The 12,815-nt window shown below is 73.0% G+C and carries 16 protein-coding genes, 1 pseudogene and 1 riboswitch; of the genes and pseudogenes, 7 read left to right on the top strand and 10 right to left on the bottom strand.

What is annotated here, in order from left to right:
* Positions 1-73 precede the first annotated feature (73 nt).
* A complete protein-coding gene (locus H4F70_RS07250) occupies positions 74-655 on the top strand; it encodes a DUF2771 family protein (protein ID WP_182359667.1) in 582 nt (193 codons plus the stop codon).
* Between the two features lie 83 nt (positions 656-738).
* Here H4F70_RS07250 and H4F70_RS07245 read toward each other — a convergent pair whose 3' ends face one another.
* On the bottom strand, positions 739-1,149 hold the full coding sequence (locus H4F70_RS07245) for a cold-shock protein (RefSeq protein ID WP_182345829.1): 411 nt from the start codon (positions 1,147-1,149) through the stop codon (positions 739-741).
* 331 nt (positions 1,150-1,480) lie between these two features.
* Between H4F70_RS07245 and H4F70_RS07240 the strand changes: the two genes are divergently transcribed.
* Positions 1,481-1,768: a hypothetical protein gene (locus H4F70_RS07240; protein WP_182359666.1), complete on the top strand. Its 288-nt coding sequence runs from the start codon at positions 1,481-1,483 to the stop codon at positions 1,766-1,768.
* Positions 1,769-1,783: 15 nt separating this feature from the next.
* On the opposite strand, the gene H4F70_RS07235 is transcribed toward H4F70_RS07240, so the two are convergent.
* The 3 genes and pseudogenes from H4F70_RS07235 to H4F70_RS07225 form a co-directional block, all read right to left on the bottom strand.
* Complete coding sequence (locus H4F70_RS07235; protein ID WP_182359665.1) at positions 1,784-1,963, bottom strand: TOBE domain-containing protein; 180 nt, start codon at positions 1,961-1,963, stop codon at positions 1,784-1,786.
* Between the two features lie 19 nt (positions 1,964-1,982).
* A pseudogene (locus H4F70_RS07230) lies at positions 1,983-2,978 on the bottom strand (sulfate/molybdate ABC transporter ATP-binding protein); the annotation flags it as partial.
* A gap of 116 nt (positions 2,979-3,094) precedes the next feature.
* On the bottom strand, positions 3,095-3,958 hold the full coding sequence (locus H4F70_RS07225; protein WP_182359663.1) for an ABC transporter permease: 864 nt from the start codon (positions 3,956-3,958) through the stop codon (positions 3,095-3,097).
* A 143-nt stretch (positions 3,959-4,101) separates the two neighbouring features.
* Between H4F70_RS07225 and moaA the strand changes: the two genes are divergently transcribed.
* The 3 genes from moaA (at position 4,102) to H4F70_RS07210 (ending at position 6,695) form a co-directional block, all read left to right on the top strand.
* Complete coding sequence (gene moaA, locus H4F70_RS07220; RefSeq protein ID WP_182359662.1) at positions 4,102-5,178, top strand: GTP 3',8-cyclase MoaA; 1,077 nt, start codon at positions 4,102-4,104, stop codon at positions 5,176-5,178.
* A gap of 45 nt (positions 5,179-5,223) precedes the next feature.
* Positions 5,224-5,493, top strand: a complete 270-nt coding sequence (locus H4F70_RS07215; protein WP_182359661.1) for a MoaD/ThiS family protein — start codon at positions 5,224-5,226, stop codon at positions 5,491-5,493.
* Between the two features lie 363 nt (positions 5,494-5,856).
* Positions 5,857-6,032, top strand: a riboswitch (cyclic di-AMP (ydaO/yuaA leader).
* A 9-nt stretch (positions 6,033-6,041) separates the two neighbouring features.
* A complete protein-coding gene (locus H4F70_RS07210; RefSeq protein ID WP_182359660.1) occupies positions 6,042-6,695 on the top strand; it encodes a transglycosylase family protein in 654 nt (217 codons plus the stop codon).
* A 151-nt stretch (positions 6,696-6,846) separates the two neighbouring features.
* Here H4F70_RS07210 and H4F70_RS07205 read toward each other — a convergent pair whose 3' ends face one another.
* From H4F70_RS07205 to H4F70_RS20425, 6 genes are all read right to left on the bottom strand, one after another.
* Positions 6,847-7,308, bottom strand: coding sequence for a molybdenum cofactor biosynthesis protein MoaE (locus tag H4F70_RS07205; protein WP_182359659.1), 462 nt, complete (start codon positions 7,306-7,308; stop codon positions 6,847-6,849).
* A complete protein-coding gene (locus tag H4F70_RS07200; protein ID WP_235681382.1) occupies positions 7,305-7,832 on the bottom strand; it encodes a MogA/MoaB family molybdenum cofactor biosynthesis protein in 528 nt (175 codons plus the stop codon). The genes H4F70_RS07205 and H4F70_RS07200 overlap by 4 nt, the downstream gene beginning before the upstream one ends.
* On the bottom strand, positions 7,829-8,314 hold the full coding sequence (gene moaC, locus H4F70_RS07195) for a cyclic pyranopterin monophosphate synthase MoaC (RefSeq protein ID WP_182359657.1): 486 nt from the start codon (positions 8,312-8,314) through the stop codon (positions 7,829-7,831). The genes H4F70_RS07200 and moaC overlap by 4 nt, the downstream gene beginning before the upstream one ends.
* A gap of 70 nt (positions 8,315-8,384) precedes the next feature.
* Positions 8,385-8,609 carry a hypothetical protein gene (locus H4F70_RS07190; protein WP_220471931.1) on the bottom strand — a complete coding sequence of 75 codons (225 nt, stop codon included), beginning with the start codon at positions 8,607-8,609 and terminating at the stop codon, positions 8,385-8,387.
* 45 nt (positions 8,610-8,654) lie between these two features.
* Entirely contained in the window at positions 8,655-9,008 is a 354-nt protein-coding gene (locus H4F70_RS20430) for a hypothetical protein (RefSeq protein WP_235681381.1), read from the bottom strand.
* Positions 9,005-9,526 carry a hypothetical protein gene (locus tag H4F70_RS20425; RefSeq protein ID WP_235681380.1) on the bottom strand — a complete coding sequence of 174 codons (522 nt, stop codon included), beginning with the start codon at positions 9,524-9,526 and terminating at the stop codon, positions 9,005-9,007. Before H4F70_RS20425 ends, H4F70_RS20430 begins: the two co-directional genes overlap by 4 nt.
* Before the next feature lie 9 nt (positions 9,527-9,535).
* On the opposite strand from H4F70_RS20425, the gene H4F70_RS20420 reads away from it, so the two are divergent.
* Positions 9,536-11,053, top strand: coding sequence for a helicase-associated domain-containing protein (locus H4F70_RS20420; protein ID WP_235681379.1), 1,518 nt, complete (start codon positions 9,536-9,538; stop codon positions 11,051-11,053).
* A gap of 26 nt (positions 11,054-11,079) precedes the next feature.
* Positions 11,080-12,771, top strand: coding sequence for a DNA repair helicase XPB (locus H4F70_RS07180; protein ID WP_182359656.1), 1,692 nt, complete (start codon positions 11,080-11,082; stop codon positions 12,769-12,771).
* Positions 12,772-12,815 lie beyond the last annotated feature (44 nt).

Raw genomic sequence — 12,815 nt, 5'->3', positions numbered from 1 at the left:
ACGGACAGGCCGTGCACGATGGGCGGCCCGAACGCCGGGAAGAACCGGCGACGCAGATATTGAGGAGCACCAGGTGAGCACAACCGACGCACGCAAGCGCCGGAGCACGAAGCGCCCGCGCCGGGTCCGCAGCCGCCGCACCCGGCTGATCCTGCGCAGCCTCGTCGCGGTCGTCGCCGTGGCCGCCGTCGTGGGTGTCACATTCCTCATCGTGGCCATCGTCTCCGACGACACGGTCGAACGCCCCGTGGTCACAGCCACAGCCGGTGACCGCACCGTGAAGGTGGAGCCCTTCGAATGGTGCGACCCGCAGACGCCCACCGAGTGCGATCCTCCCGGCGAGACGGCCGACATCCCCGTGGCCGAGGGCACCCCGCTGGTCATCGATGTCCCCGACGCCATCGCGAACGCCCCGTGGAGCCTGAAGCGCTATTACGTCGACCCCGGCGTCGTGGACGGCGGGGTGGGGTCACTGATCCCGGACGAGCAGATCTTCACTCCCGGCAGCACCCATAGCGTCACCGTGCCGCCGGTGAATCCGGACGGCAACGTTCTCGCCGGCGTCGAGATCACCCTCCCCACCGGCATCATCGACCAGGCGACCGGCGACGTCACCTACATCGACCACGCGACGTGGTCCATCAAGACCCGCTGATCGCTCTCTTGTGAGTGAGGGAGCGGCCGGGCGGGCGGGCCCGGCCGCTCCGCTGCGCACCGGCTCGAGTCGGCGTGCGGCGATCACGCGTCCAACTCGCGCGCGACCGCCCTCACCACCTCGGAGATCCGCTGTGCCGTCTTGCGGTCCGGATACCGCCCCTTGCGCAGATCGGGCTGCACCGTCGCCTCGAGCAGGGTGATCATGTCCTCGACCATCCCGTGCAGCTCGTCGGGGGAACGCCGGTGCGCGGCGTCGCGGCGGGACTGCCGTCCGCGGCGCACCGACGGCGCCGGCTCGAGAACCTGCACGCGCAGCGCCTGCGGTCCGCGCCGCCCCGTCGCCATGTCGAATTCGACCCGCTGACCTGCCTTGAGCGACTCGACCCCGTCGGGCAACGCGCCCGACCGGACGTAGACGTCCTCCCCCGAGTCCTGTGCGAGGAAACCGAAGCCCTTCGCGTTGTCGTACCACTTCACTTTGCCCGTCGGCACCGTGTTCACCCTCTCGAAGCGAAAGAACGCGACTGCGCGAAGACCGTCGCCGTGCTCGATCCACCGCCATTGTGCTCGCAGACCCGCACCGCGGGACCTGCCGGACCCGCCGCGGGGAGCTTCACGCATCGTGCGGGCGCACGCCGCCCGCACGACTGACGCGCCCCGCACACCGCAGGACGCGTCCTGCCACCGACACTACCCCCGATGCCGCACGCCCCGCGCCGTGCCCGACCGGCGCCGCCGTTCCTTGTTTCGACGGCCGCCCGCGCGAGCACCGCACGCACGGTCGGCGGCCTGCACGCCGCGCCGACGCGCTACCGTGGTACAGGTGAGCGACGTACCGACCCCCGCCAGTACCGCACGACCCGGCACCACGGCCGAGACCGGCACCGCGCCGGCACCCGGCACCGTCGGCCACCCGGTCTCGACGGCGATCATCCGGCTCGGCGTCGTGCTGTTCGCCGTCGGTCTGGTCGCGATCGTGGTCTCGTTCGCCGCGCCGATCTTCCACGCGCACCTGAGCACCTACTTCTACTTCGCCGCCATGCTCTGCCCCCTCGGCATGATCGTCGGGGTCGTCGGCGCCCTCGCGTCGGGCCGCAGACGACGCGCCTGACCGGCCGCCGCCTCCCTAGCCGGGGTACACCCGCACCTCCGAGGCCTTGACCACGAACACGGCCTCGTCGCCGGCGGCGATGCCCAGTTCCCGGGCCGCCGTCGCGGTCATCTCCGCCATCAGAGGGATGTCCGGACCACCGGACGCGCGCACGCGGATCGCGTCGCCGCGGGCCTCCACCGCGGTCACGCGCACCGGGAACACATTGCGCGGGCTACCCTGCGGCGCCGTGCGGTACACCGCGACCGCCCGGGGCGGGAACACCGCCACCGCGGGCTCGCCCGCCGCCAGCTGATGCAGCGTGGCGCCCCGCACCTGTGCGTCGGAGACTGTGCGGATCGCCGCCGGGGACGACGGCGCGTCGCGCTCCACGGCCGCGGGCGCGGAACCCTGCCTCGCGGTCGGCGCGCCTTCGGGCCGGGCCGCCCGGCCACGGCCGGCGGAACCGACCGCCGGCGCGACCTGCCGCACCGGTCCCGGCCGAGGCCGGCGCCGCGTCGACGGCGTCGACCGCGCGCCCCGACACCATGTTGGTGCCGGCGAGGTCGGCGGCGAACGGGCTCCGCGGCGACCGCAGCACCTGTTCGACGGGACCGTCGTCGACGACGGTCCCGTTGTCGAGCACGATGATCCTGTCCGCCAGCGTCAGCGCGTCGACCACGTCGTGCGTGACGATGAGGGCCGCGCTACGCCCGCCCGTCGCGGCCGCGCGGTCGTGCAGCACACGCCGCAGCATCGACCGCACCTGTGCGGCGACCGCCACGTCGAGCGACCCCATCGGCTCGTCCAGCAGCAGCACCTCCGGTCCTGCGGCGAGCGCCCGGGCGATGGCCACGCGCTGCGCCTGACCGCCGGAGAGTTTCCGCGGCTTGCGTGCCGCCAGGTCCGCGGCACCGACCTCCGCCAACCAGCGACGCGCCGTCTCTGCGGACTCCTGCCTGCCCAGGCCCTGGCTGCGGGGGCCGAACTCGACGTTCTCCGCCGCCGACAGGCTGCCGAACAGCAGCGAATCCTGCGCCAGCAAACCCACCCTGCGCCGGGCCACGGGTACGTCCGTTCCCGCCTCCGTGTCGAGCAGCACACGGTCGCCCGCACGGACGCGCCCCGAGTCCGGGTGCACCAGGCCTGCGATCACCGAAAGCAACGTCGACTTGCCGGCCCCGTTGGGGCCGAGCACCGCGACCACCTCGCCCGGCGCGAGGCGCAGGGACACGGCGAATCCCCGCTCGATCACCGTCGCCTCGACCGACAGCCACGGCGCGCCGCCGGCGTCCGCACCCCCGTCCCGCTCTCCGATTCCGGACACGCCCACGCTCCCGTCATTCCTCATGCGGCCGGCTCCTCACGCGACCGACTCCTCACGAGCCCCCTGCGCCGGGCGAGTCCCGCGGCATCCCGGCCGTGAATCGCGACGACGACGACCACCGCCACGACGATGAGCACCATCGACAGGGCCACCGCCGCGTCCGGATCGTCCACACGCTGCAAGTAGATCTCCAGGGGCAGCGTACGGGTCCGCCCCTGCAGGCTGCCCGCGAAGGTGATCGTCGCGCCGAACTCCCCCAGCGACCGCGCGAACGCCAGGACGACGCCGGAGACCAGCCCGGGCAGCACCATCGGCAGCGTGATCTTGCGGAGCACGCGGCCCGGGCGGGCCCCCAGCGTCGACGCCACCGCCTCGTAGCGCGTGTCCATGCCTCGAAGCGCGCCCTCCAGGCTCAACACAAGGAACGGGAGGGACACGAACACCTGGGCCAGCACGACCGCGGTGGTGGAGAAGGCGATGTCGATGCCCAGCGCCTGCAGCCGCTCCCCCGCGATGCCGCTCCGGCCGAAGGTGTAGAGCAACGCGAGGCCGCCCACCACCGGGGGAAGGACCAAGGGGACGAGCACCACCGCCCGCACCGGCCGCACCCAGCGCCCTGCGGACCGGGACAGGAGGATCGCCATCGGCACGCCCAGTACCACCACGATCACCGTGGCGGCCGCCGCGGTCTGCAGACTCAGGCGCAGGGCCGTGAGAGACGACGGCGACGAGATCAGGCGCAGGAACCGGTCCCACGGCACCGTCGCCGCGAGTCCCGCGATGGGCAGTCCGATGACGAGGACCCCGACCGCGGCGGGCAGGAACAGCCACCCGGGTGCGGCGACGGCGTTTCGCCGCCGGGTCCCGGTCCACGTCCGCAGCATTCGCACATCATATGCGTCTTTTTCGTCGCTGCATGCTGGCATATGCGTTTCGATGCGCGGCACCGACGCTGCCCGCCGCCCGGACGGCGACTTATCCACGGTTCACGGCTCGACGCGGCGCCGATGGCGGATAGGGTGGTCGTATGACAGCAGTCAACCTGGGGCTACCGTCCATGGGCAAGGCTGCCGGCCCGTCGGGGCCCGACGAGGCCGACGCGCGGTTCGCCCACGGCCCGCTGGCGGACACCTTCGGGCGCGTCGCCACGGACCTGCGCGTATCGCTGACAGACCGATGCAACCTCCGATGCACGTACTGCATGCCGGCCGAGGGACTCGAATGGCTGCCCACGGACGAGGTCCTCACCGCGGACGAGCTCGGGCGGCTGTTGCGCATCGGCACGCGGGACCTCGGCATCACGCAGATCCGGTTCACCGGCGGTGAGCCACTGCTGCGCCGCGACATCGTCGACATCATCGCCGCCGCAGCGGCCCTGGACCCGCGCCCCGCACTGGCACTGACCACGAACGGCGTCGGGCTCGCCCGCAAGGCGCAGGCGCTCGCCGACGCGGGCCTCGACCGGGTCAACGTCTCACTCGACACCATCGACCCCGAGGAGTACGCGGCCATCACCCGGCGCGACCGGCTGGACGACGCCCTCGCCGGCCTGCGGGCGGCGCGGGATGCCGGCCTGACCCCCGTCAAGGTCAACGCGGTGCTCAAGCCGGACCTCAATGCGGAGGACGCGCCGGCTCTGCTCGAGTACTGCCTGGAGCACGGCTACGAGCTGCGGATCATCGAACAGATGCCACTGGATGCGGGCCACGACTGGCGCCGGTCGACGATGGTGACGGCGCAGCAGACCCGCGAGGTGCTGGGCGCGCATTTCCGCCTGACCCCCGATCCGGCCCACCGCGGTTCCGCCCCGGCACAGCGGTGGCTGGTCGACGGCGGCCCGGCGACCGTCGGCATCATCGCGTCGGTGACCGAGCCGTTCTGCGCCTCCTGCGACCGGACCCGGCTCACCGCCGACGGCCAAGTGCGCAATTGCCTCTTCGCACGCGAGGAGTCCGACCTGCGCGCGCTGCTGCGCGGCGGTGCGGACGATGACGCCGTCGCCCGCCGCTGGCGCGCTGCGATGTGGGCGAAGAAGGCCGGGCACGGCATCGACTCCCCCGGCTTCCACCAGCCGGACAGGCCGATGAGCGCCATCGGCGGCTGACGGCGGACCCCACCGGATACACCTCCTGATGGAAAGGCGACGCCTGTGAGCGCCCCGACGATCACGATCCGTTACTTCGCCGGAGCGGCCTCCGCGGCCGGCCGCGACGAGGAGTGCATCGCATGCCCTTCGCCCGCGCCGAGCCTCGACAGCGTCCTCGAGCACCTCACGGGCGTGCGCCCGGAGGTCGCCGAGGTGCTCACGCGTTGCTCGTTCCTCTGGAGCGGCGTGGCGGTGCGCGACCACAGCGCTCCGCTGCCCCTCGACTCCGAGGGGGGCACGCTGGACGTCCTCCCGCCGTTCGCGGGCGGCTGAGCCCCGTCGCGACCCCCGGGAGCGACGACGGGGCGCCTTCCCCGCGCCGGTCATGGAGTCGACCACGACACACCGAAACAAGCCTCCTACCTTGACTGCACGTGACGTGCATCACGTCACGTTAGGGTAACGGTCCAGCATCGTTAAGTAACACACCGTCACTACCTGCATTGATGTCGCGGATTTGCAATGAAGACCAGTAATGGACTATCAAGCGCACGCGACGAGGACAGGCGTGACTCACGGTCTCGTAACGGATAGCGTCGTCCGCGGTCGATGACTCGGCCGATCCGGCCCCGTAACGCCGAACTCCGTCCGACGGGGACCCGGATACCGACGAACAACCCAGGGACGGAAGCGGGGAACCCAAGTCCGCAAAGGACATCGGGGCCGAGAAGGAACGGGCGTCACGCCTCGGACACCACACGGCCCCTTGGGGTGAACGCACACCGGATCGGCCGCAGGCCGGCGTGGTGCGCAGGGCTACCTCTCAGCCCCAACCCGACAGCTGACTTCGCAGGCGTGTGTGGAGAGGAACTTCCAGAACGATGGCCGGACGTCACCGCAAGCCCAGCACCGCCGGGCGCACCATGACCAAGATCGCCGTTTCCGGAGCTGTCGCAGGCAGCGCGTCGCTGGCGCTCGCCGGCACCGCCAACGCCGCCACCGACGCCCAGTGGAACGCCGTCGCACAGTGCGAGTCGGGCGGCAACTGGTCGATCAACACCGGCAACGGGTACCAGGGCGGACTCCAGTTCTCGCCCAGCACGTGGGCCGCCTACGGTGGCACGCAGTACGCGCCCAGCGCCAACCAGGCCACCAAGAGCCAGCAGATCGCCGTGGCGGAAGAGGTCCTCGCCGGCCAGGGCAAGGGCGCATGGCCCGTGTGCGGCAAGGGGCTCGGCGGCTACACTCCGCGCACCCCCGCTGCTCCCGCACCCGCGCCGGCCCCCGCACCCGCGGTGACCCAGGCCGCGCCCGCGGCCCCGGCCGAGGAAGCCCCCGCCGACGTCGTCAGCCAGATCGTGGACCAGGTCCTCGATTACGCCGAGGACAACAACGTCCCGGTGGGCGACGACTTCCGTACGAACATCCAGGATGCCGCTGCGAACGCCGTGCAGTACGCGTCCGATCAGGGTGTGGACGTCGACCGCGACGTGGTCGCCCACTACCTGACGCTGGCGAACCTCAACCTGGGCTGATACCGGCCCGGCGGAGAACGCCGAAAGAGTCCGGCCCGCACCGATGTGGTGCGGGCCGGACTCTTGCCCTGGAAGGACGTGCGCCCGCAGGATGCGGTGGTGCCTGGAGGCCGGCCGCACGCCGTGCGGGCACGCCGCGTCCGCGCCGCCTCTACGCGCAGCCCACCCACTCGTCGGTGCCGTCGGAGAAGAACTGGTGCTTCCACACGGGAATCTGTTCCTTGACCGCCTCGACGAGCGCCGCGCAGGCGGTGAACGCCGCGCCCCGATGGTCGGCGGAGACGGCCGCCACGAGGGCCTCGTCGCCGATCTCGAGGTCGCCCACGCGGTGACTCACGGCGATGGCCCGGATACCCGGATGGGCGCCGGCGATACCGTCCGCCACGCGCTCGAGTACGTCCTGCGCACCAGGGTGCGCGGTGTAGTGGAGGCGGAGCACGCCGCGGCCGCCGTCGTGATCGCGGACGACGCCGCAGAAGCCCACGACAGCGCCGGCGGAATCGTGCCCGACGAGATCCTCGTGTCCGCGCAGGGTGATCCGCTCGGCGCAGACCGCGGCGCGACGCACCGCGCCCGTCGTCGCATCCGCACCGCCCGGCGCGTCGGTGGTCATGCGTGGTCTCCGCCCCGCAGTTGGTCGACGGCGTGGTCGAGCACCCCGTCGAGTACGCCGAGGCCGTCGCGCACGCCTCCGGACGATCCGGGAAGGTTCACCACCAGGGTGCCGCCCGCCACTCCCGCGAGCCCGCGCGAGAGCACGGCCGTCGGCACCGAGGGCGCGCCGGCGTCGCGGATCGCGTCCGCCAGGCCGGGCACCGTCTTGTCCAGGAGGGGGGCCGTCTGCTCCGGGGTCGTGTCCGTGGGAGAGATGCCCGTGCCGCCGGAGGTGAGGATGACGTCGGGACGGCCCCGCAGCGCGTCGCCGAGTGCGGCGCCCACCGCGTCGCCGTCCGGCACCACAAGGGCGTCCCCGGTGGCGTAGCCGCGCTCACGCAACCAGGCCACCGCCAGCGGCCCCGCGCGATCCGGGTAGACGCCTCCGGCCGCCCGCGTCGAGGCGACGATGACGACCGCGGTGCGCGCCGCGGAACCGGCCCCGTCGGTGGCCGCTCGTCCCTTGCGCGCACCGGTGGTCACGACCGGCGCCATTCGCCGGTCTTGCCGCCGTCCTTGGCGAGCACGCGCACGTCGTCCATCCTCGCCTCGGGATCGACGGCCTTGACCATGTCATGCAAGGTGAGGCCGGCCACCGCCACCGCGGTGAGCGCCTCCATCTCCACCCCGGTGCGGTCCGTGGTGCGGACTGTCGCCATCACACCGACGGACTCGTCCCCCACCTCGAACTCCACCGTGACTCCGGATATGGCGATGGGGTGGCACAGGGGCACCAGTTCGGGCGTCTTCTTCGCCGCCATGATCCCGGCGATGCGCGCCGCCGCCAGCGCGTCGCCCTTGGGCAGTGTGCCGTCCGCCAGCAGGCCGACCACCTGCGCGGTGGTGCGGAAAGTTCCGGCGGCGACGGCGCGGCGGGCGCTCGCCGGCTTGCCGCCGACGTCGACCATCCTGGCATGTCCCGCGTCGTCGACATGCGTCAACGCAGCCCCGTCGTCGGCGCTCATCGTGACACCTCCTGCGACATCGCGTGCGTGCCCGCCTCCGGCGCCGCACCGACGCCCGGCATGCGGGCGGTCAGCGGTTCGGCACCGTGATGGGGTGCACGTACGGCAGGTTCTCCGCGGGCAGCGGCAACTCGATGAGCTCACCGAAAGGCGACAGCCCGCCCGAACGCGCGGACGACAGCTCCGTCACGGCATGCTCGCCTGCGGGAAGCTCTGGCCATCCCGAATCATGACGATGATGGGACTCAGCGATCTCGACGATGTGGGCGTTCTCCGCCACCGAATTCTCAGCCACGGCCCCATTTTGACAGTCGCCGCCGACATGGGCCAGCCCAGGTCACTAACCTGAGTCCCGATGGCCACGGAAAGTACAGCAGACCCCGACGTCGACCACGAGCCGGACGGCGGTGGTATCGGGCTCGCCGAGTGGCTGCGCAGCCGCACGGACGACGAGCTTGCGCAGCTCGTACGGCTGCGCCCGGACCTCGCCGTCGCGCCTCCCGCCTCGACGACGGTGCTGGCGGACCGCGCCGCGCAGCGCATGTCGGTGCACCGGGCCGCCGAGGACCACGACACGCTGGCGATGGCGGTTGTGGCCGTGCTGGCCGACGCCGACGCCGACGCGGCCCCGGTCCCGGTCGACGCGGTGCACGACGCTCTCGACGAGGCCGCAGGGCCCGCCGCCGTGGATCACGCGCTCGGTGCACTGCGCGCGGCCGCGCTGGTGTGGGGGGACGACCGCCTGCAGATGGTGTCCGCGGCGCGGGAGGTCCTGCCGGCGCCGCCCGCCGGATTCGCCCCGGCCGCCCGCCGTGCAGACGGCCCCGCCGGCGGCTCCGGCGGCGAGGCGGCGGACGGGGTGGCCGCGCGGCTCGCCGCCCTGCCCGACGACGAGCGCGCCATGGTGACAGCACTGCTCTCCGGCGGCGGGCTCGGCAGGACACGGACCGCCGCGGACGACGCGCCGCCGACGAGCCCGGTGCAGCGCCTGCTCCGTGCCGGGCTGCTCGAGAAGGTGGACGACCACACCGTCCGGCTGCCCGAGGCCGTGCGGGCCGCGGCCGGTTCCCTGGCCGCCGCGCAGGTGCGGCTCACGCCGCCGCCGATCGCGCCGACGGCGCACGAACCGAAGACCGTCGATGCCGCCGCCGCCGGCGAGCCGGGGAGCTGCTGCGGCACGCGGGCGCCGTCCTCGACTCGCTCGGCGCGCATCCGGTGCCGGTGCTGCGCAGCGGCGGCGTCGGCGTGCGGGAGATCCGGCGGCTCGCCAAAGAGCTGTCCCTGGACGAGCGGCGCGTCGGGTTCCTGCTCGAGCTGCTCGCTCGCGCGGACCTCATCCGTTCCGGCCTGCCCGACCCCGTGCCGGAGCACGACACCGCAGACTCCTACTGGGCGCCGTCGGCGGAGATCGACGCCTGGCTGGGACTGGAGCCGGCAGTCCGGTGGGCGGTGCTGGCCCGGGCGTGGCTGCGGATGCCGCGGCGCATCTGGGAGATCGGCACGCGCGACGCCGCGGACAAGGTGGTGCCGGCGCTGTCCGCCGAACTCCACGCGCCGGGGGTCGCCGCCGACCGGGAGGCCGTGCTGGGGCGCCTGGCCGCCGAGCCGCCCGGCACCGGCTTGGGCGCGTCCGACCTGCTCGCCTCGCTGCAGTGGCTCCGCCCGCGGCGCCACGCACGCATGCCGCGGGGATACGTCGAATACCTGCTGGCCGAAGCACAGGACCTGGGGGCGGTCGCCCAGGGGGCGCTGTCCGCCCCCGGCCGTGCGCTGACGGAGGCGCCGGGGGCCGATCCCGGGTCCGACCCGGGGCCCGGCCCGGACGCGGACCCGGCGGCGGCCGCGATGTCGGACGCCATGCCGGACCCGGTGGACCACGTGCTGCTGCAGGCCGACCTCACCATGATCGCCCCCGGACCGCTCGTACCGGAGCTCGCGGCCAAGGTCGCGCGGGTGGCCGAGGTCGAGTCGGCCGGGGCCGCCACGGTGTACCGGATCACCGAGGATTCGCTGCGCGCCGGACTGGACTCCGGGATGAGCGGCGCCGATCTGCACGCGCTGTTCGCCGGGGCCTCGCGCACGCCGGTCCCGCAGGCGCTGACCTACCTGATCGACGATGCGGCCCGCCGGTACGGCCGGCTGCGCATCGGCTTCGCCAACTCGTTCCTGCGGTGCGAGGACGAGGTCCTGCTGTCCGAGGTGTTCACCCGCCTGCCCGACCTGGGGCTGCGCAGGCTCGCCCCGACCGTCGCCGTGTCCTCCCTGGAACTGGCGGACCTGATGGCAGCGTTGCGCGGCGCCGGCGTCGCGGCGGTCGGCGAGGACGTGCACGGCGGCGTGCTGGACCTGCGACCGCGCGGCGCGCGGGTCGCGACGCCGCGCCGCACGCGGCAGAACGTGCACCGCCCCCGCCCGGCGGCCCTCGGCGACGCGGCGCTGGCGGAGATCGTGGCCGGCATGCGCGCGGGCGACAAGGCGGAGGACGTCTCCGGTGCACGTACCGTCCGGGCCGACGGCACGCGCGCGGGCGGCGCCGCCACCGTCGCGCTGCTGCAGACCGCGACGCGCACGGGGCGGACGGTGTCGGTCGGCTACGTGGACGCGCAGGGCACGGCGATCCACCGCCTGGTCGAGCCGGTCGGATTCCACGGCGGCGTCCTCGAGGCGCTCGATGCCGTCACCGGCGCCCGCCACGTGTTTTCCCTGCACCGGATCACGTCGGTATCGTGGGCGGACTGAGGAACATTGCACACCGGGGAGGCCACGTGAGCGACGGACCGCTGATCGTCCAGTCCGACAAGACGCTGCTGCTGGAGGTGGACCACCCGCAGGCCGCGGACGCCCGCGCGGCCATCGCGCCGTTCGCGGAACTCGAGCGCGCCCCCGAGCACGTGCACACCTACCGTGTGACGCCGCTGGCGCTGTGGAACGCGCGCGCCGCGGGCCACGACGCCGAACAGGTGGTCGACGCCTTCGTCACATACTCACGCTTCCCCGTGCCGCAGCCGCTCCTGGTGGACGTGGCCGACACCATGGCCCGATACGGGCGGCTGCAACTGGTCAAGCACCCCGCGCACGGGCTCACCCTGATCAGCCTCGATCGCGCGGTGCTCGAAGAGGTGATGCGGCACAAGAAGATCAAGCCGATGCTCGGCGACCGCATCGACGACGACACGGTGCGCGTGCACCCCAGCGAACGCGGGCGGCTCAAGCAGATGCTGCTCAAGGTGGGCTGGCCGGCCGAGGACCTGGCCGGATACGTCGACGGCGAGGCCCACGAGATCGCCCTGGACACCGACACCCATCCCTGGCGGCTGCGCGATTACCAGCAGCTGGCCGCCGACTCGTTCTGGGACGGCGGATCCGGCGTGGTGGTGTTGCCGTGCGGCGCGGGCAAGACGATGGTCGGCGCCGCCGCGATGGCCAAGGCGCGGGCGACCACGCTGATCCTGGTCACCAACACCGTCGCCGGCCGCCAGTGGAAGCGGGAGCTGATCGACCGCACCACCCTCACCGAGGACGAGATCGGCGAGTACTCGGGCGAGAAGAAGGAGATCCGTCCCGTCACCATCGCCACCTACCAGGTCATCACGCGCAGGTCGAAGGGCGAGTACAAGCACCTCGAGCTGTTCGACTCGCGCGACTGGGGGCTGGTCGTCTACGACGAGGTGCACCTGCTGCCCGCCCCGGTGTTCCGGATGACGGCCGACCTGCAGTCGCGGCGCAGGCTGGGGCTCACCGCCACGCTGGTGCGCGAGGACGGCCGGGAGGGCGACGTGTTCTCGCTGATCGGCCCCAAGCGGTACGACGCCCCGTGGCGCGACATCGAGGCGCAGGGCTGGATCGCCCCTGCCGACTGCGTCGAGGTCCGGGTGACGCTGACCGAGAACCAACGGATGATCTACGCCACCGCCGAAACCGAGGACCGCTACCGGCTGTGCTCCACCGCGGAGACGAAGGTGCCGGTGGTCCAGGCGATCCTCGACCGGCACGCGGGCGCGCAGACGCTCGTCATCGGCGCGTATCTCGACCAGCTCGAGGAGCTCGGCGCCGCGCTGGACGCGCCGGTCATCCAGGGCTCCACCCGCACCGCCGAGCGCGAGCGGCTCTTCGACAGGTTCCGCAGCGGCGAGATCCGGACCCTCGTGGTGAGCAAGGTCGCCAACTTCTCGATCGACCTGCCCGAGGCCGCCGTGGCCGTGCAGGTCTCCGGCACCTTCGGCTCCCGACAGGAGGAGGCGCAGCGCCTCGGCCGGTTGCTGCGGCCCAAGCGCGACGGCGGGCAGGCGCACTTCTACTCGGTGGTGTCGCGCGACACCCTCGACGCCGACTACGCGGCGCACCGGCAGCGGTTCCTGGCAGAACAGGGCTATGCCTACCGGATCGTCGACGCCGACGAGTTGCTGGGCCCGCCGATCCCCGATGTGGAGGGCGACCTGCCCGACGCCGAAGCCTGACGCGGGGCCGGGCACCGACCCGGCGGCGGGCGCCGCCGCAGAGG

It is taken from the genome of Tomitella gaofuii, assembly GCF_014126825.1.
In the GTDB taxonomy this organism is placed as follows: Bacteria; Actinomycetota; Actinomycetes; order Mycobacteriales; family Mycobacteriaceae; genus Tomitella; species Tomitella gaofuii.
Note: the sequence above shows the minus strand (reverse complement) of the source record. Positions and strands in the feature narration are given on the sequence as shown.

What these genes read in the sequence shown, in the direction of transcription:
- H4F70_RS20425 (WP_235681380.1), bottom strand. Translation starts at nt 9,526, where the DNA reads ATGCGCGCCGAGCGAGTCGAGGACGGCGCCCGCGTGCCGCAGCAGCTC.
- H4F70_RS07225 (WP_182359663.1), bottom strand. Translation starts at nt 3,958, where the DNA reads ATGCTGCGGACGTGGACCGGGACCCGGCGGCGAAACGCCGTCGCCGCA.
- moaC (WP_182359657.1), bottom strand. Translation starts at nt 8,314, where the DNA reads ATGAGCGCCGACGACGGGGCTGCGTTGACGCATGTCGACGACGCGGGA.
- moaA (WP_182359662.1), top strand. Translation starts at nt 4,102, where the DNA reads ATGACAGCAGTCAACCTGGGGCTACCGTCCATGGGCAAGGCTGCCGGC.
- H4F70_RS07210 (WP_182359660.1), top strand. Translation starts at nt 6,042, where the DNA reads ATGGCCGGACGTCACCGCAAGCCCAGCACCGCCGGGCGCACCATGACC.
- H4F70_RS07205 (WP_182359659.1), bottom strand. Translation starts at nt 7,308, where the DNA reads ATGACCACCGACGCGCCGGGCGGTGCGGATGCGACGACGGGCGCGGTG.